General features: G+C 41.6%; 20 protein-coding genes. 11 read left to right on the forward strand and 9 right to left on the reverse strand.

All coding sequences use genetic code 11. The features are described 5' to 3' along the window. Window position 1: 1 nt before the first annotated feature. From lolA to lrp, 3 genes are all read right to left on the reverse strand, one after another. Window positions 2–628: an outer membrane lipoprotein chaperone LolA gene (lolA, locus tag E5N72_RS12340; RefSeq protein ID WP_135925095.1), complete on the reverse strand. Its 627-nt coding sequence runs from the start codon at window positions 626–628 to the stop codon at window positions 2–4. Further along, entirely contained in the window at window positions 628–3117 is a 2490-nt protein-coding gene (locus E5N72_RS12345) for a DNA translocase FtsK 4TM domain-containing protein (RefSeq protein WP_135925098.1), read from the reverse strand. The genes lolA and E5N72_RS12345 overlap by 1 nt, the downstream gene beginning before the upstream one ends. A gap of 141 nt (window positions 3118–3258) precedes the next feature. After that, window positions 3259–3738: a leucine-responsive transcriptional regulator Lrp gene (gene lrp, locus E5N72_RS12350; protein ID WP_063704651.1), complete on the reverse strand. Its 480-nt coding sequence runs from the start codon at window positions 3736–3738 to the stop codon at window positions 3259–3261. A gap of 142 nt (window positions 3739–3880) precedes the next feature. On the opposite strand from lrp, the gene ald reads away from it, so the two are divergent. Next, window positions 3881–5002: an alanine dehydrogenase gene (gene ald / locus E5N72_RS12355; protein ID WP_135925100.1), complete on the forward strand. Its 1122-nt coding sequence runs from the start codon at window positions 3881–3883 to the stop codon at window positions 5000–5002. Between the two features lie 100 nt (window positions 5003–5102). Here the strand turns inward: ald and rluB are convergent, their stop codons facing one another. The 4 genes from rluB to E5N72_RS12375 all read right to left on the reverse strand — a co-directional run bounded on the left by rluB (window position 5103) and on the right by E5N72_RS12375 (window position 7855). After that, a complete protein-coding gene (rluB, locus tag E5N72_RS12360) occupies window positions 5103–5975 on the reverse strand; it encodes a 23S rRNA pseudouridine(2605) synthase RluB (protein WP_135925103.1) in 873 nt (290 codons plus the stop codon). Continuing rightward, window positions 5972–6562: an SMC-Scp complex subunit ScpB gene (gene scpB, locus E5N72_RS12365; RefSeq protein ID WP_135925105.1), complete on the reverse strand. Its 591-nt coding sequence runs from the start codon at window positions 6560–6562 to the stop codon at window positions 5972–5974. Before scpB ends, rluB begins: the two co-directional genes overlap by 4 nt. Before the next feature lie 130 nt (window positions 6563–6692). Beyond that, complete coding sequence (locus tag E5N72_RS12370; protein ID WP_135925107.1) at window positions 6693–7214, reverse strand: EF-hand domain-containing protein; 522 nt, start codon at window positions 7212–7214, stop codon at window positions 6693–6695. Between the two features lie 206 nt (window positions 7215–7420). Continuing rightward, a complete protein-coding gene (locus E5N72_RS12375) occupies window positions 7421–7855 on the reverse strand; it encodes an exonuclease III (RefSeq protein WP_135925109.1) in 435 nt (144 codons plus the stop codon). A gap of 246 nt (window positions 7856–8101) precedes the next feature. Here E5N72_RS12375 and xthA point away from each other — a divergent pair, with 246 nt between their 5' ends. The 3 genes from xthA to E5N72_RS12390 are packed head-to-tail and all read left to right on the forward strand — an operon-like array spanning window position 8102 to window position 10352. Then, window positions 8102–8911, forward strand: coding sequence for an exodeoxyribonuclease III (gene xthA, locus E5N72_RS12380; RefSeq protein ID WP_135925111.1), 810 nt, complete (start codon window positions 8102–8104; stop codon window positions 8909–8911). Next, window positions 8908–9558 carry an energy-coupling factor ABC transporter permease gene (locus E5N72_RS12385; RefSeq protein WP_135925113.1) on the forward strand — a complete coding sequence of 217 codons (651 nt, stop codon included), beginning with the start codon at window positions 8908–8910 and terminating at the stop codon, window positions 9556–9558. Before xthA ends, E5N72_RS12385 begins: the two co-directional genes overlap by 4 nt. Then, entirely contained in the window at window positions 9555–10352 is a 798-nt protein-coding gene (locus E5N72_RS12390) for a putative RNA methyltransferase (protein WP_135925116.1), read from the forward strand. The genes E5N72_RS12385 and E5N72_RS12390 overlap by 4 nt, the downstream gene beginning before the upstream one ends. Here E5N72_RS12390 and yfbV read toward each other — a convergent pair. Continuing rightward, window positions 10349–10795, reverse strand: a complete 447-nt coding sequence (gene yfbV, locus E5N72_RS12395; protein ID WP_135926285.1) for a terminus macrodomain insulation protein YfbV — start codon at window positions 10793–10795, stop codon at window positions 10349–10351. The genes E5N72_RS12390 and yfbV overlap by 4 nt on opposite strands. A gap of 290 nt (window positions 10796–11085) precedes the next feature. Between yfbV and E5N72_RS12400 the strand changes: the two genes are divergently transcribed. From E5N72_RS12400 to E5N72_RS12430, 7 genes are all read left to right on the forward strand, one after another. Further along, window positions 11086–12300 (forward strand): acetate kinase, encoded by a 1215-nt coding sequence (locus tag E5N72_RS12400; protein ID WP_135925118.1) that lies wholly within the window; start codon window positions 11086–11088, stop codon window positions 12298–12300. 4 nt (window positions 12301–12304) lie between these two features. Further along, window positions 12305–14461 (forward strand): phosphate acetyltransferase, encoded by a 2157-nt coding sequence (pta, locus tag E5N72_RS12405; protein ID WP_135925130.1) that lies wholly within the window; start codon window positions 12305–12307, stop codon window positions 14459–14461. A 210-nt stretch (window positions 14462–14671) separates the two neighbouring features. Then, complete coding sequence (locus E5N72_RS12410) at window positions 14672–15064, forward strand: ACT domain-containing protein (protein WP_135925133.1); 393 nt, start codon at window positions 14672–14674, stop codon at window positions 15062–15064. A gap of 57 nt (window positions 15065–15121) precedes the next feature. Continuing rightward, the gene (locus tag E5N72_RS12415; protein WP_240704521.1) at window positions 15122–15565 is read left to right on the forward strand and encodes a PTS glucose transporter subunit IIA; all 444 of its coding nucleotides are present in this window, start codon (window positions 15122–15124) and stop codon (window positions 15563–15565) included. 5 nt (window positions 15566–15570) lie between these two features. Next, window positions 15571–15915: an ArsC family reductase gene (locus E5N72_RS12420; RefSeq protein ID WP_135925138.1), complete on the forward strand. Its 345-nt coding sequence runs from the start codon at window positions 15571–15573 to the stop codon at window positions 15913–15915. After that, window positions 15915–17045 (forward strand): succinyl-diaminopimelate desuccinylase, encoded by a 1131-nt coding sequence (gene dapE / locus E5N72_RS12425; RefSeq protein ID WP_135925140.1) that lies wholly within the window; start codon window positions 15915–15917, stop codon window positions 17043–17045. The genes E5N72_RS12420 and dapE overlap by 1 nt, the downstream gene beginning before the upstream one ends. Then, the gene (locus E5N72_RS12430) at window positions 17042–17743 is read left to right on the forward strand and encodes a M15 family metallopeptidase (protein ID WP_135925143.1); all 702 of its coding nucleotides are present in this window, start codon (window positions 17042–17044) and stop codon (window positions 17741–17743) included. Before dapE ends, E5N72_RS12430 begins: the two co-directional genes overlap by 4 nt. On the opposite strand, the gene E5N72_RS12435 is transcribed toward E5N72_RS12430, so the two are convergent. After that, window positions 17724–18581: a DMT family transporter gene (locus E5N72_RS12435; protein WP_240704522.1), complete on the reverse strand. Its 858-nt coding sequence runs from the start codon at window positions 18579–18581 to the stop codon at window positions 17724–17726. The two genes, E5N72_RS12430 and E5N72_RS12435, sit on opposite strands and share 20 nt — an antisense overlap. Window positions 18582–18702 lie beyond the last annotated feature (121 nt).

Raw genomic sequence — 18702 nt, forward strand, 5'->3', positions numbered from 1 at the left:
CTTAATCACCTTGGCTTTGGTCGTCAACTTCCACGCCCTCAGGAATGGTAAATTCAAATGTTTGAGCTGCAAGCGCTTCATTTACTTTGGCATCTTTAAAGGTAAATAAAGACTGCTGACCAGAGGTGTCTAATACAGTTAGTGATGCAAGACCTTGCTCTTTAGCATTAAAGCTAATATCTAACTTTTCAACTTGGCTCTCAACGCCTTTGTTTGGCGTGACACTAAAGCCTGCCTCTGTTGCCACAACTTGGTATTTTGCCCACTGCTCAGGATCTTTTGAGGTCAACAATACAAACGGTGTTGAATCAATTAGGCTGTGGGTATTCATAATGGTTACTTGTTCAGCAAAGCTGTCGAAGTAATAAGTTTTGTCGCCATTAGATACAAACAAGGTGTCATCTGGGCTTTGTTGTTGCCAGCGGATCATCATAGGCTGTTGAAGGGCAATGTTCCCCTCACCTTGCATGATAGCTTCACCTTGAGAATCGGTCACCTGCTGTGAAAACTCTGCTTTAAAACTTTTAATTGCAGCCAGTTGTTGTTGCAACGCTTCGCTGTCGTCTGCAAAACTTTGACCGCTTAATAAACAACCCATAATTAGGGCTAGGTATTTAATTTTTTTCATTAATTTGCTCCACCATTTGGCACTAAGACTTCGCGAGCACCGTTATGACCCGGTGCGCTAACAATGCCTGATGTTTCCATTTGTTCAACTAAGCGAGCTGCGCGGTTATAACCTACGCGAAGCTTACGCTGTACACTCGATACCGACACTTTGCCGGTTTCAATTACAAATGATACTGCTTCATCGTAAAGCGGATCTGACTCTTCATCACCGTCTTCACTGGTTTCTCCAGGTAGTAAAATTTCTTCTGTGGCATCACCACTTAAAATTTCATCTATATAATTTGGTTTACCACGTTTTTTCCAATCATCTACAACCGCGTGAACTTCGTGGTCGTCGACAAACGCGCCATGTACACGCACTGGCACACTGGTACCCGGCGGTAAGTAAAGCATGTCACCCATACCCAGTAAGTTTTCGGCACCTTGCTGATCTAAAATGGTACGCGAGTCAATTTTACTTGAAACTTGGAACGCCATACGCGTTGGAATATTCGCTTTAATTAAACCTGTAATAACGTCAACCGATGGGCGCTGTGTTGCTAGCACTAAATGAATACCTGCAGCACGAGCTTTTTGTGCAATACGAGCAATCAGCTCTTCCACTTTTTTACCCACGATCATCATCATGTCGGCAAATTCGTCTATCACCACCACAATACTTGGCAATTTACCAAGCTCTTCAGGGCCATCGGCCATGCCATCTGTGTCTTTAAAAAGTGGGTCTAAAATAGGGTGACCCGCTTCTTTCGCATCAAGCACTTTTTGGTTGTAACCTTTTAAGTTACGCACCCCAAGCGCCGACATTAGCTTATAACGACGTTCCATTTCGCCTACACACCAACGCAATGCATTGGCTGCTTCTTTCATGTCGGTAACAACTTCACATAATAAATGTGGGATGCCTTCGTACACCGAAAGTTCAAGCATTTTCGGGTCAATCATGATCATACGAACATCATCAGGGCCCGATTTGTACAGTAAGCTTAATATCATTACATTAACGCCCACTGACTTACCTGAACCTGTGGTACCTGCAACGAGTAAATGCGGCATTTTGCCAAGGTCAGCACATACCGGTTCGCCAGCAATGTCTTTACCTAACACCATAGTCAGTGGTGATGGGTTTGATTCAAATTTAGGTGCGTTAATAACTTCACTTAAACGCACTATTTCACGGTGTTTGTTAGGTAGCTCTAAACCAACATAAGTTTTACCTGGAATAACCTCTACAACACGAACACTCACAGCAGACAGTGAACGCGCTAAATCTTTAGCTAGGCCGGTGATTTTGGCTACTTTGATACCCGGCGCTAAATCAAGCTCAAAGCGAGTTACAACCGGACCTGGATAAACACCCACAACCGCAGCTTGAATATTAAAATCAAGTAGTTTGGTTTCAACTAAACGTGAGATACCATCGAGCTCTTCTTGTGATAATGGATTTTTCGCTTTATCTGGGCGATCGAGTAAATCTAGCGATGGTAATGGGTTAGCAGGCGGTTGCTCATCTAGTAAGGCTTCAAACTTTTCTTTTGCCGTTGGCGGTGGCTGGTACGCAGGTTTTGCCTTTGGCATTGGGCGCGCAGGCGATACAACCGTTGTTACAGGTTTTTCTGGCTCAACGACTGGGCTTTGATCAAGCGCATTAAGTGCCGATACAGTATCGAATGATTCGTCATCAAGCGCACTAAAGCCAATTTCTTGGTCAAGAATATCGTCAAGCTCATCAAAACCTTCAAATTCATCATCACTACTGCTTGGCTGTTTTTTCTGTGTTTGTGATGGCTTTGTTGCTGGCTCGTCTATGTCATTGAAACCTATAGCTGGGTTGCTATCTTGCTGTTCAAAGTTAGCGTCTGGCTCGGCTGACGTTGGTTTAACCGCTTCTCTTTCGCGATTTAACCATGCAGAAAACTGCGCGCGTAAGAAGTAGAATATTTTCATCACCCACTTACCAACAAAGTCTACAAACTGAACCCAAGAAACTCCTGTTAGTAGCGTTAGACCGGCAAAAAAGAAACACAACAATAAAATAGAGGTGCCAGTGAAATTAAAAGTAGGCATCATGGCTGTGGCAATCACATCACCTACTACCCCGCCCGATGAAAAATTATATATGTCATCAAAATTGATGCTACTAATTGCCGTGGCTGAGGTAATGAATAACGCAAAGCCAATGACTCTTAGAGCAAGCGTGGTGTAGTCAAGCTGTAAAATACGATGAGGTTGTTTAAACAGTAAATAGCCAAACAGCTGAATGGCTACTGGCACAAGATAAGCTAGCCAGCCAAAACTAAGCAAAAGGATATCCGCAATCCATGCACCTGCGGTGCCGGTAATATTCTTAACATTAACAAATTCACCGGTTTGCGACCAAGAAGGATCGGCTGGATCAAAACTAATTAATGCACATAAAATAAATACTGCTGCAAAGGTACTAATAATTAGCCCCGTTTCTAACAGTCTTTGAACACCATTTAGGCGCATAGCTCCCTATTCCTTATTATTCTTTACTCATCGATTAGCAGTGAAATACCTTAGCAGGAAATGCCGTTTGATGCACTTTATCTTAACCTTGATGGACTGATAATGAACAAGTTTTTGTTACTCAATGTGTATTTTAACAGTTTAGGCAATATATGGGCGAATAATGACCCCTTGCTCACCTTTTACTTCTTCCATTACCACATAGGTTCGGCTTTCACTGACATTAGGTAGTTTTAGTAGAATATCCCCTAAAACATTTCGATATTCCGACATGTCGTTTACCCGCGTTTTTAATAGAAAGTCGAAATTACCTGATACTAAATGGCATTCAATAATTTCATCGTGCTTTTTAACTGCAGCGTTAAATTCTTCAAATACATCGGGTGATGTTTTAGTGATAGTCACTTCTACATAAACCGACAAACCTTGCCCGAGTTTTGCAGGATCTACCACGGCTTTATAACCGAGTATGTACCCTTCCCTTTCGAGCTTTTTTACCCGCTCTAAACAGGGTGTTGCACTTAGGCCTACACGCCTTGCCAGCTCTACGTTAGAGATCCGACCATCGAGCTGTAATTCCATTAAAATTTTACGGTCAATTCGGTCGAGTAATTGGTGCATAAGACAAACCAGAGTTTTAAACTGTTAAAATTAATTTTTTAGATTATATCACTAGAATCCAACTTAAAAAAGGTGAGACACACTGGCATGTCATGAATATAATAGTCAAAAATTTTATCCCGTTCTATTAAGGCGAAAAACTATGATTATTGGTGTACCTAAAGAAATTAAAAACCATGAATACCGTGTAGGTATGGTTCCTGCGAGTGTTCGTGAACTAGTAAACCATGGCCACCAAGTGTTTGTTGAAACTGATGCAGGTATGGGCATTGGCTTCACTAACGAAGATTATGTTGCAGCTGGTGCTGAAATTTTACCAACCGCTGCTGACGTTTTTGCTAAAGCTGAAATGATCGTTAAAGTAAAAGAGCCTCAAGCTGTTGAGCGTGCAATGTTACGCGAAGACCAAATTCTATTTACTTACCTTCACTTAGCACCGGATCTTCCACAAACTGAAGACCTAGTTAAAAGCGGCGCAATCTGTATCGCTTACGAAACTGTAACTGACGCTCGTGGCGGTTTACCTCTTCTTGCTCCTATGAGTGAAGTTGCTGGTCGTATGTCTATCCAAGCTGGTGCACAAGCGCTTGAAAAATCAAACCACGGCCGTGGTATGTTACTGGGCGGTGTACCTGGTGTTGAGCCAGCTAAAGTTGTTGTTATCGGTGGCGGCATGGTTGGTCGTAGCGCAGCGCAAATGGCAGTTGGCCTAGGTGCTGATGTTGTTGTTCTTGACCGTAACATCGACGTATTACGTGCATTAGACGCACAGTTCGGTAACAAAGTTAAAGCTATTTACTCTACTGCTGATGCGTTAGAAAAACACGTACTAGAAGCTGACCTTGTGATCGGTGGCGTACTAATCCCAGGTGCGGCAGCGCCTAAACTAGTTACAGCTGAGCACATCAAAGCAATGAAGCCTGGCTCTGCTATCGTTGACGTTGCAATCGACCAAGGTGGTTGTATCGCTACTTCTAAAGCAACAACTCACGCAGATCCTACTTACATCGTTGATGACGTTGTTCACTACTGTGTTGCTAACATGCCAGGTGCTGTACCACGTACTTCTACGTTTGCACTTAACAACGCAACATTACCGTATATCATCAACCTTGCTAACAAAGGCTATAAGAAAGCGCTTCTTGATGATGCACATTTCTTAAAAGGCTTAAACGTGATCAAAGGCCAAGTTACTTATAAAGAAGTAGCTGAAGCTTTCAACATGGAATATGTTGACCCACGTACAGCGGTTGAAAATGCTTAATAAGCATTGTGAATCGAAATAAAAAAAGCAGCGAAATCGCTGCTTTTTTTATGCCTGTTTGCAAATAAATTAGTTTATCTGCAAACAATGATATTGCTGATTAACGACGCTTAGTTTGTTTAGCGCGTTGATTGTGCTTTTTAACCGCCTTACGGATTTGGTTAATTTTAGCACGCTTGTCTTTACGTTTTTCAGGAATAGCCGACAACTTAGTTTGTGTTTCGCGACCTAACTGTACTGTTTTACGTAAATAGTTAACGGTATCTAAATCAAGCTCAGCCCAACCACCTTGTGGTAAACGCTTATCAAGCTCTAACTTACCGTAGCGAATACGAATAAGACGAGAAACTTCTACATCTTGCGATTGCCATAAACGACGAACTTCGCGGTTACGACCTTCTGTTAAAGTGACATTGAACCAACGGTTGATACCTTCACCACCCATAGGTTTGATGTTTAAGAATTTTGCAGGACCATCTTCAAGCTCAACGCCTTTTGTTAAAGTGCGTAGCGTTTCGTTAGTCACTTCACCAAACACACGAGCTGAGTACTCACGCTCTACTTCGTAGCTTGGGTGCATTAAACGGTTAGCAAGTTCACCATCGTTAGTAAACAACATTAAACCTGCAGTGTTGATATCTAATCGACCCACTGCAATCCAACGTTCGCCATCTACACGTGGTAAACGATCAAATACCGTACGACGGCCTTCAGGGTCTTTACGTGTACATAACTCACCTTCGGGTTTGTTATACATAAGCACACGACAAATACGCTCAGCTTTGTCTTCAATTTTCACAACGTGACCATCAACACGGATTACATCGCTTGCCTCTACACGGTCACCTAAACGGGCAACTTTACCGTTAACACTTACGCGGTTGGCATCAATGTATTTTTCCATTTCACGACGTGAACCCACACCAGCACGGGCTAATACTTTTTGTAACTTTTCAGTTTCTAAATTACTCATTCAGATAGTTCTCTCACAGAAGGATCGCTCAATAACTGGTTGATTTTACTTTCCTGAAGCTCAGGCAGTGGTGGTAATTCATCTAAACCAGCTAATGAAAAATAGTCTAAGAAAGCAGCAGTGGTGGCGTACAAGGCAGGACGCCCCGGCACTTCTTTGTGGCCAACAACTCTTATCCACTCTCTTTCTAATAATGTTTTAATTATCCCTGAGCCAACTGTAACCCCCCGTACTTGTTCAATCTCACCACGGGTTATGGGTTGTCTATAGGCAATCAAGGATAAAGTTTCTAATAGTGCTCTTGAGTATTTCGGTGCTCGCTCTTGCCATAAGTTTGCAAGCCAAGGTGCTAAACTTGCACATGCTTGAAACCGATAACCGCTGCCAACGGCAACAAGCTTAATGCCTCGAGTTTGATAATGCGTTTGAATTTGGTCAATTGCATTATTTATGCGTGGCATAGATACGCTTAAATCAGCTAATACTGTCTCTTTTAAATGACGCTTAGACACAGGCTTCCCGGCAACAAAAATCGCGGCTTCTATGATTTCGACTAATTGTTCATCACTGATACGTTTTGCGGCCATTGCTACTAAAGGTCATTTTTACTCACTAACGCTCTATTATGACAGAAGTCGACCAAGGTTGGAAAAATTATTATAAAAAAGCCAGCGTAAAACACTGGCTTTTGGGGTATTTAATAGCTGCTTTATAAAATTAGCTCTTGTTAAGCATCTCTAACGCGTCGTCTTCGGCAACTTCACTGCCATATTTATTAATGTAACTAATAAACTCATTGCGGCTTACACGTTTATCTTTGTTGCTATCCATATAGCCAAAGTGATTTGCAATGTCGTCGTCATCCGCTTCTTCAATAGAAATATAGCCATTTTTATCGTTATCTAACGATTTAAAGTCATTTTCGATTGGGTCAAATTTAGCGATTTCAGCTTTAAATGCTGATTCAGATACCTCACTATCAGTTGCCACCTTGCCTGTATTTAACTGCATGTAAGCATTAAATTCAGTACGGCTGATTTGCTCATCCATATTGGTATCGATATTTGAAAAGTGCTCCCAAATAGCATCGTCGTCAGCTTCTACTTTAGAGATATAACCGTCGTTGTCATTATCTAGGCTGCCAAAATCGCTGTCGATTTTTGCTAAAGAGTTACTCGCAGAACAGGCTGATAGGCTTAATGCTGCTAAAATTGTTGATGCTAAAGTTAACTTTTTCATAAGACATTTCCTTGTAGTCGATTAGATTCACTTCGACTGTTACAAGTTGAATGCCAAAATGCCTTATTGGCTAAAATCAAGTACTTACAACCTAGTTAAGTTAAGGTTAAGCCTATGATTTAGCAAGCTTTTCATTACTTACTGTAATTTTTTCATAAAAAAAGCGCTCTAAAGAGCGCTTTTTCAATCTAACTATAATGTTGCTATTAGATAGCTGCGTTTTGGTAACGCTTAACGAAATCTGTTACTGCTTCGCCATTACATTTTAAAGTATTTAAGTTACCAATTTTTTCACGCACAGGTGTTAAACCTTTTTTAAGTGCAGTGATACAAAGTTGAGTCTCTTTTTGCTCATTTTTAGCAAACACTTCAACAGCTGCCTTTGTTGCAGCTTCTTGTGATTGTGCTTTTTTAGCAATTTCACGGATGTCAGTACCGTTACATAAAATGCTCTTTGAAAAACGTGACATTGAAATGCCATGCTTTGCTGCTTCTTTACGTGCAGCGGTAAACCCTTCGTTCGCACTTAAGCTACATAACTTTGATTCAATACGGTTATCAGCTGAAAAGTAGTGCGGGTTGCTTGCTAATGAGCCAAATGAGATACATGCAAGAGAAAGCATCACTAATTGTTTTTTCATGGTTTACCTTTAAATAGTACATAATATGAACGGGTGATTTGTGCGCATTATATAACCAAAAATAAGTAGATCAACTGAATTATTTATTTAATTTAATTATTAATACTGAGTTAACAATGTTTTTAAAATCAGCAGCAATTGATCAACATTTATTCAATTTGATTTTCGTAATTTGCTCATGAATAAGCCCTATTTTGATGGTAGAATTGCGCTAAACGAATAAACAAAAATTCAGATAGGTAATCCATGAAGGTAATCTCATTTAACATTAACGGCCTGCGCGCCCGTTTACACCAGTTGCAAGCGGTGATTGATAAACATCAACCAGATATCATTGGCTTACAAGAAATCAAAGTGCATGATGAAGCCTTCCCGCTTGAGGATGTACAAAAAATGGGTTATCACGTTTTTTTCCATGGTCAAAAAGCGCATTACGGCGTGGCAATGCTATGTAAGCAGGAACCTAAATCGGTTGTAAAAGGTTTTGCAACCGATACAGATGAATCACAGCGTCGTATGATCAGCGTAACAGTGACTCAAGAAAATGGTCGCGATCTTACTGTGATGAATGGCTACTTCCCGCAAGGCGATAATATTGCCCATGAAACCAAGTTCCCATATAAGCGTCAATTCTATAAAGATCTAATGACTCACTTAGAAGATAATCACACGCCAGAGCAAGATGTTATTGTGATGGGCGACATTAATATTTCACCGACCGATCTCGACATTGGTATTGGAGAGCCTAACCGTAAGCGCTGGTTAAAAACGGGTAAATGTTCTTTTCAACCAGAAGAGCGTGAATGGCTAAGCACGTTATTAAACTGGGGCTTTAAAGATACCTTCCGTGAACTATACCCAGAAAAAACCGAACAATATTCGTGGTTTGATTACCGCTCAAAAGGTTTTGATGACAACCGCGGTTTACGTATTGATGTGATTTTAGCAACCCCAGCGCTTGCTGAGCGTTGTGTTGAGTCAGGTATCGATTACGAATTACGTGGTATCGAGAAACCATCTGATCATGCGCCAATTTGGTCAACATTTAACGCATGATAGAGACGATGCAATGGCAGCTCCCTTTGTGGAGCTGTGTGGCTTTAGTACTTTGGCTAAGCTTTGATAAGCAAAGCGCATCCCAATTATTGGCAACACCAATAAGACAAGTGGGTGTGCTCGCGTGTGCTTTAGTACTTGCAATATTATGGCGCATTAAAGCGGGAATATTGCCGGGCCTCGAATTGCATATATTAGGGGTCACCGCAGTGACCCTGATTTTAGGTTGGCGACTGGCTATTTTTGCAAGCAGCCTTGCAAGTCTACTGCTGGTGTTAGTCGCTCAGTTACCACTGCCCTTATTGCCTGTGCATTTACTATTTACGGCATTTATACCTATCACGCTGAGTTACTTGTGTTTTGTACTTTGCTATAGCTATTTACCAAGACACTTTTTTATTTATATCTTTTTATGCGCATTTTTAACCGCGGCTGTTATCGCTTGTATCAAAATACTTACCAGTGGTGTGTTTTATTACTTATTGGGTGATTACAGTTTTATTGAGATTTCAGAAAACTATCTCATTCTATGTGCCATAATTTGGTTTCCTGAAGCAATGCTCAATGGCATGGCTATTACCTTGTTGATCACCTATCGCCCGCACTGGGTTAAAACCTTTTATGATAAGGACTATTTAGACTCATGAGTCTTCACTATCACTGCCCGCTTTGCAAACTTGAACTTACGCTAACCGATAAAACTTACCGCTGTGACAACAACCATAGTTTTGATATCGCCAAAGAGGGTTATGTCAATTTACTACCCGTGCAAAATAAAAAGTCGAAACAACCGGGTGATAACCTTGAAATGGTGCAAGCACGCCGAGCTTTTTTAAGTGCGGGGCACTACCTTTTTTTACAGCAAGCTTTAGCTGAGTTAGTGGCATCACTTAAACCAAATACAGTAATTGATTTAGGATGTGGCGAAGGCTTTTATACCCAAGCAATAGCAGCGCAATCGAGTGCCGAAGTATATGGTGTTGATATTTCGAAGCCGGCGGTAAAATACGCGGCTAAGCGTTATGAAAATGCAAATTTTAGTGTTGCCTCGATTAGCCAAGCCCCTTTTGCTGACGCATCTGCCGATGTGCTTGTCAGTGTGTTTGCTCCCTTATTTGCACAAGAACTTGCTCGACTTGCCAAATCGCAAGGCAGTCTAATTGTCGCAAGCCCAGGACCTTGGCATCTTAAAGAATTAAAAGCGTTTATTTATGCGGATGTAAAACCACATACAGAGATAGAGCCACCAGCAGGATTTAGTAAAGAGTCAATAAACTTACTAGAGCAACAGGTGCTATTGCCTGTTGATGAGATTAAACATTTAATTATGATGACACCGTTTGCTTGGAAGTTTCGCCCAGAGCATTGGCAGCAGATAGAGCAACAAGGCCCACAAAAAGTAACGTTATCGTTTTATGTGAGCCAGTTTATTCGTGATTAAAAGTGTTCTTTTGTGAACGCTTTATCCATCTTTTCGAACATATCTTTTAAAAGTTGAGCTAAATCTGTGTAGCATGGTTTTTCAGTTGTGAGTTGTGACTGATAGCCATGCGCCTTCATTTTACTATGCAGCTCGGTATACCAACTTAACATAGCTGGTTCTAAACGGGTTTGAGCGCGACGACCTAGCCACAACAAACCTTGCAGCGGTAGTGATAAAAAGAAAAGCGCGATAGTGATAGCTTGTGGAAAATAATCACTACCTAAATAATTAACTTGCATGAATACAGTCAGCATTGCCAATATTGGCATCACTGTAATAGCCAGAACAGTGGCCTTGATCACTCTAAATTCGGCAAACATTGGAGCGAGCTCTTGTCGCATCGGCCATTTTTTCGCGTACTGACGACCTGTTTGCACTTGTGACATGACACCTTTTTGCATCATCACTCCTAGGGTCTTCATCTTGTTTCACAATCGAGTGTAACACACTCCCGGATACAATCCCTGCAAAACCTGTCCTAGTTTTAATACCAAATTAATGGTAATGAGACTAACGTTTAATGTCTAAATGAGATAAAATGTTATCGGCTTAAGTCAACCAGACTTTAGTATAATTACAGCCTAGCTTTGTTAAGTGTAGCAACAAAATACTTATTTACTATACTGGCAAAGAATTCTAATTATCAAGCCTTAATATACACTGACTGATATCGTATTTTTAGGACCTAGCTATGTCAACGCACCTTTGCTCACCACACCATGTTTTAGTACTGAACTGTGGTAGTTCAAGTTTAAAATTTGCCATTTTAGATGCCACTACTTCTGACGAAGTTATTTCTGGTTTAGCTGAGCGCCTTGGCTCAGACACGCCTTCAATCAAATATAAATATAATGGTGAAAAACAACTTATCGAACTGGCAAAGGGCCAAGCCCATGATGCAGCCATTGCTGAGCTTGTGAAGCTAGTTAATGAGTTAGGTCTGGCAGATAACTTAATTGCGGTGGGTCATCGTGTTGTGCACGGTGGTGAGCATTTCACTGAGTCTGTGCTTATCGACGATAATGTACTTACTGCTATCGAAAAAACAGCGGCACTTGCTCCACTTCATAACCCTGCAAATTTATTGGGTATTCGCACTGCAAAGCAAGCGTTCTCAGCGCTGCCACAAATTGCCGTGTTTGATACTGCGTTTCACCAAACCATGCCTAATATTGCTTACTTATACGCTTTGCCTTACTCACTATATAAAGAGCATGGCGTAAGACGCTATGGTTTTCATGGTACCAGTCATTATTACGTTGCTGGTGAAGCAGCAAAATTATTAGGCAAAGAGCGCGAGCAAACTAATGTGATCAGTGCACATTTAGGTAATGGTTGTTCAGTGTGTGCGATTAAAGATGGTAAGAGTGTAGATACCAGTATGGGTCTTACGCCGCTTGAAGGCTTAGTGATGGGTACTCGCAGTGGTAGCATCGATCCGGGTTTATTCACCTTTTTAACGCAGCAACTTAATTACACGGCTCAAGAAATTGATGATTTACTCAATAAGCAAAGTGGCTTGCTAGGTATTAGTGAATTATCAAATGACTGCCGCACTATCGAAGAAGCCGCCGTTGAAGGCCACCCGCAAGCAAACCTTGCACTCGATATCTTCTGTTACCGCTTAGCTAAACAAATAGCTGCTTTTTTAGTTCCTCTACAACGTTTAGATGCACTTATTTTTACCGGCGGTATCGGTGAAAACTCAGATATTATTCGTGACAAAGTCATCACTCAATTAGGCTTTTTAGGCCTTGAGTGTGATGAAGATGCAAACTTAGCGGCACGTTTTGGTAAAGAAGGTCTAATTTCAAAAGGCCAAGCGCATGCGAAAGCGTTTGTGATCCCTACCAACGAAGAATGGGTGATTGCTAACGATGCAGCCCGTATTGCACAGGAGGCTTAAGTAAATGGCACATAGAATTATGTTGATCCCTATTTCAACGGGGGTTGGTTTAACGTCTGTTTCTGTTGGTTTAGTCCGCGCGCTTGAGCAAAAAGCGCTAAAGGTAAACTTTTTTAAGCCAATCGCACAGCCTCGTTCTGGCGATACAGGCCCAGAAAAGTCAACGCAAATTGTCACCCATGGTTCGCCAATTAATCCACCTACACCATTTGAGCTGAGCTATGCAGAGCAAATGATTGGTGATGGTAAAGGCGACGACTTACTAGAAGAAATCGTAGAGCGCTTTGAAAGCACTATTAAAGAAGACGAAATTGCGATTATCGAAGGTATGGTGCCAACACGTCGTCAGCCTTATGCTGGCCGTGTAAACCGCGAAATCGCGCAAACATTAGGTGCTGATATTGTTTTTGTATTAACACCAAGCAACGATAGCAATGACCAAATTGAAGACCGTTTAGAAATCGCCTCTGGCAACTATGGCGGTGTTAACCACCCTCGCGTGCTAGGTTGTATTTTCAACAAAGTAAATGCTCCTTTAGATGACGAAGGTCGCGCACGTGCAGACCTTGTTGAGGCCCATGAGCCTGAGCAACTTGAAAACGAATTAAACCGTTTAGCATCACTGCCGATTTTCAGAAAGCACCCATTTAAGTTATTAGGTTCAATTCCGTGGGATTTCGACCTAGTAGCGCCGCGTGTGCGCGATTTATGTGAATACTTAAAAGCCGAAGTCATTAACGAAGGCGACATGGCTCACCGTCGTTTACGTCGTGTCACTTTCTGTGCGCGAACGGTTTCAAACATTTTAAGCCACTTTACCCCGGGTGCATTACTGGTAACACCAGGCGATCGCTCTGATGTATTAGTTGCGGCTTGTTTATCAGCCATGAATGGCACCAAGCTTGGGGCGATTTTATTAACCGGTGGCTTTAAGCCTGAAGATCGCATTATGAAATTGTGCGAGCAAGCCATGGATACAGGCCTGCCAATTCTTGCAACAGAGGAAGATACTTGGCGCACGTCACTCTTGCTGCACAACTTCAATATGGAAGTACCATGTGATGATGACCAACGTATCGATAAGGTGAAAGATCATAACGCCAGCCATATCGACTCTGATTGGTTAGACAGCCTTGCGAAAAGTGTTGGCCGTACTCGTAAAATGTCACCGCCTGCGTTTCGTTTTTTACTAACAGACAAAGCTCGTCAAGCGAATAAAACCGTAGTTTTACCTGAAGGTAATGAGCCGCGTACGATTAAAGCTGCGGCAATTTGTGGCCAACGTGGTATTGCTAAAACAATCCTGCTTGGTGACAAAGAAGAGATTTTACGTATTGCAGAGCAACAAGGTGTAGAGCTCAACGATAACGTTACAATTATTGAACCGAGTGATGTAATTAACGATTACGTTGCGCCTATGGTCGAAATTCGTAAAAACAAAGGCTTAACTGAAGTTATTGCCCAAGAGCAACTACTCGACAATGTGGTACTTGGTACCATGATGCTTGAGCAAGGTAAAGTTGATGGCTTAGTTTCGGGCGCTGTTAACACCACTGCAAACACCATTCGCCCACCGTTACAGTTAATTAAAACTGCACCGGGCTCGTCGTTAGTCTCATCGGTATTCTTTATGCTGTTACCTGATCAAGTACTGGTTTATGGTGACTGTGCAATTAACCCAGACCCAACCGCAGAGCAGCTAGCCGATATTGCAATTCAATCAGCAGACTCAGCCGCCGCGTTTGGTATTGAGCCTCGTGTTGCAATGATCAGCTACAGTACGGGTACTTCGGGTTCAGGTGCTGACGTAGAAAAAGTGCGTGAAGCCACTAAGCTTGCCCAGCAAAAGCGCCCTGATTTAGTGATTGATGGCCCACTTCAGTACGACGCTGCAATTATGGAAAACGTTGCGATTAAGAAAGCTCCTGGCAGCCCTGTAGCAGGTAAAGCGACGGTGTTCGTATTCCCAGATTTAAATACCGGTAATACAACCTATAAAGCCGTGCAACGTAGTGCTGACTTAATTAGTATTGGCCCAATGCTGCAAGGTATGCGTAAGCCAGTAAATGACTTGAGCCGTGGTGCATTAGTAGACGATATTGTTTACACCATTGCCCTTACGGCGATTCAAGCTAAGCAAGTTGAAAGCTTAGAAAATTAACCCTTCAAAAATTAGGCTAATTTATAAATTCTTTATAAATTAGCCTATTACCTTCTTTATACTGAGCTATTCCCATATTTATCCACAGAATCTGTGGACAAGATTTAAAGGCTAAACTGAGCAAATCCCCAGCAATCAAAATTATTGCGCTTTATCTTAACTTTGTTTACCTATACTATAAATTCAAAGGCTTCAAAGATAGGATCACAGATGTCAAAACAAACGTTACAACTTCATAGTGAAGAACTTACCATTCATAGTTTAGATGTTGATGCAACGATTGATCCTGCCCTACTCCAACAAGCTATTTTCTTTATTGCTAAAACCGCCGATGAGCTATCAATTGTATGCCCAAGTACCTTTGCAATAGACAGTTTAGATCAAGAAACTGATTGGCTAGCACTTGAAGTGATTGGCCCTCTTGGCTTTTCTTTAACGGGTATTATGGCGAACATTTCTGGTGTGCTTGCTAAAGCGTCAATTTCGATTTTTGCTTTATCAACGTACGATACCGATTATGTCTTGGTGAAAAAGCAAAGCATGGCAAAAGCCATTACAGCACTTAGAAAAGACGGTTACCATGTGATAGGTGACGTTAAATAAGCCATGAGTATCGACGTTCAATATTTGCCTGAGCGCAGCCTAAGAAAAGCGCGTTGTATGGCAATCAAAAGCCCTTTTACAGGTCGTGTTAAAAGTATGGCTGAACACCCAGAGCCTTTTTTTAGGTATGCCACCGTTGGTCCTGGGATTTGTGTAGAACTAACGAGCCACAATATTATTGCCCCTTTCGATGGCACACTATTACAAGTTAAAAATGCAGGAAAAGAATATATTTTACAGGCCAAAAATGGTTTGAAAATATTATTAAATTTATCGTTTTCATCTATAGAAAAGCATATTAGCCACACCAACATTGCTAAGCTAAATGGCAGTAAAATTAGCCAAGGTGAGCGATTAGCCTATTTTGACCTACGCGAGCTAAGCAGCCCTATGCTAGGCACAGTTTGCGTGCTCAACAGCCATAATCTTGGCCCCCTTTATTATTCACTATCTCAGGTCATTGCTGGGGTAGATACTTTACTCACTGTAACTAAAAAGTAGAATTTATGACTATCATGTATGGTATCAGCAATTGCGATACAATTAAAAAAGCGAAAAAATATTTATCTGATAATAATCAAGAATTTACTTTCCATGATTACCGTAAAGACGGCATCAGTGCAGAGCTAGTTAATGAATTTGCAGCGCATATTGATTGGCAAGATTTAGTTAATAAACGCGGCACAACTTATCGCCAGTTATCTGATGAACAAAAACAAAATCTCGATAAAGAATCAGCATTAGCATTATTAGTTGAGCAACCTGCGATGATCAAGCGCCCGCTACTTGTGCATAATGGCCAATACCACTTAGGTTTTAAAGCAGCTCAATACGATGAGATTTTTGCCTAATGACTCACCCTGTTATTGAACTTGCTCAAGCGCTTATCCAGCGTGAATCAGTGACCCCTGAAGATGCTGGTTGCCAAGCGTTAATGAACGAGCGCCTTGAAAAACTTGGCTTTAATATTGAATCACTGTTTTTCACTGATACCTTAAATACCTGGGCTCGCAAAGGAAACACATCACCGCATTTTTGTTTTGCTGGTCACACAGATGTTGTACCAACAGGTCCTGAAAAAAATTGGCAGCACCCGCCTTTTTCGGCACTGGTAAAAGACGGCATGCTACACGGACGCGGTGCAGCCGATATGAAAGGCTCCTTAGCAGCTATGGTTGTTGCCACTGAGCGCTTTATTGCAAAACACCCAGATCATAAAGGGTCTATTTCATTTTTAATTACATCAGATGAAGAAGGCCCGTTTATCAACGGTACAACCCGTGTTATCGATACCCTTGAAGCCCGTGGTGAGAAGATTGATTTATGCTTAGTTGGCGAACCATCGTCGCGAGATAAACTGGGTGATGTAGTAAAAAATGGTCGTCGCGGCTCATTAACAGGCTTTTTAACCGTTAAAGGTGTACAAGGTCACGTTGCTTATCCACATTTAGCACAAAACCCAATTCACTTAGCTGCACCGGCGTTAACTGAACTTAGCCAAACCGAGTGGGATCAGGGTAACGAGTTTTTCCCTGCAACAAGCTTTCAAGTTTCAAATATAAATGGTGGCACCGGAGCTGGCAATGTGATCCCAGGCGAGCTCGACATTCAATTCAACTTTCGCTTTAGTACCGAAGTAACCTATCAACAGCTACAACAAAGAGTTGTTGATATTGTTGAAAAACATAACCTTGATTATGAACTAAATTGGATTGTTAATGGACTACCGTTTTTAACCGATCACGGTCCGTTAGTTGATGCTACAGTACACGCTATTAAGCAGGTAACCGGACGCGACACAGCGCTTGAAACCACCGGTGGTACATCTGATGGCCGTTTTATTGCGCAAACAGGTGCCAAAGTCATTGAGCTGGGCCCTCGTAATGAAACCATTCATAAAGTAAACGAATGTGTTAGCACAGATGATTTAATTCAGCTTGCAGATATTTATGAAATCATTTTAGAGCAACTGCTTACATGAACCAAACCGAGCTTAAACAATGCGCCACAGGGTTAAGTAGCTCACATTTAGTTGGGCTACAAAACCACCGCTTGCATGGTGATATTGTTGATGACTTTTTAGCCCTTCAACAAGGCGCGAAAGAAGCAGGTATTGATTTGGCGATAGCCTCAAGCTTTCGCGATTTTCAGCGCCAAAGTGCTATTTGGAATGCTAAATTTCAGGGTCTTCGCCCAGTTTATACTCTTGAGCAAAAAACGGTAGACTTACAACGTTTAACTGATACTGAAAAGTGTCATGCGATTATGCTTTACTCTGCACTACCGGGGGCAAGCAGGCATCACTTTGGTACCGACCTCGACATCTACGATACCCGCCCTATTGACGATGATTATCAACTGCAATTAACACCTGATGAGTACTCGACCACAGGACCATTTACTAAGCTTGCGGTATGGCTTGATAATAACCTTGAAAAGTATGGTTTTTATCGCCCCTACCAAGAATATAAAGGCGGGGTTGCCCCTGAGCCTTGGCATATTAGCCATATCAGAGCTTCAGCAAAGATGATGCAGTATTTGTCAGTTGAAACATTACAGCAATGTATTGAACAAAGTGAGCTTAGCGGCAAACAAGCGATTTTAGCTGAACTTAACACGCTTTATGAGCGCTACGTATTAAATATCAATGACCCTAAATCTAAAGACTGCGCTTTTTAGCCATTAAAAACACCAAAACAGCGCCAAGAATTAAGGCGCTGGCTATTATTAAACGCGTTGTCAGTTGCTCATCTAAAAATAGCACCCCCGCTATTGTAGCAAGCACTGGGACTGTTAGTTGTACCACACCCGCTTGGCTACTTTTTAGTTTTGGTAGTGCAACATACCAAATACTGTAACCGACTCCTGATGCAAGTGCTCCTGAGGCTATAGCTAAGCAAATCCCTGTGGCTGAGACTGCTTGCCAATCTAAAGCAACTACAAGAACTAAAATCGGCACAAGTATTAAACTTCTTAAAAAGTTAAAACTAGTTACTTGCAGCGGTGATCTGCATGATTTTCCACGAATGCTGTAAATTCCCCACGCTACGCCACTTATTGCCATAAGCATAGCGGGTAAAAAAGAGGGCACTGTTGCAGAGGGCAACATTAAATAAATAAAGCCAGCAAAGGCTACAAACAACGCCCCCCACTGCACTTTACTAAGCGGCTCTTTGTTAAAAACACTGTGGCCTATCATAGTCAGTTGCACCGCAGAAAATAAAATAAGTGCGCCCGTGCCGGTATTTAAATCAACGTAGGCAACTGAAAAGCAGAGCGCGTAAACAAATAAACTAAGCGCACTAATATTGTTACCTTTATCGGTTAAAGGCTTAGCTCTTTGCGATTTTAATTGCCACTGCAACAGTATAAGCAGCATCAATGCCCCACTTACCAAGCGTAAGGCAGTGAAACTTAATGGGTCAATATCACCACTTTGTAATGCCATACGACACAGCAAGGAGTTAGCTGCAAACGCACACAGTGCAATTAAAGTATAGAGTACAGTACTTAACAAATGTGGTGTTCCTTTAACATTAAAAAACACTAGACCAGTAAGTTGTCTATTAACTTACGATTTTTTACATAATTTATCATAGAAGGTTAAGCCGCGTATGCTAATCTGAGTACATTGTTTA

It is taken from the genome of Pseudoalteromonas sp. MEBiC 03607, from assembly GCF_004792295.1.
Taxonomy (GTDB): Bacteria; Pseudomonadota; Gammaproteobacteria; order Enterobacterales; family Alteromonadaceae; genus Pseudoalteromonas; species Pseudoalteromonas lipolytica_C.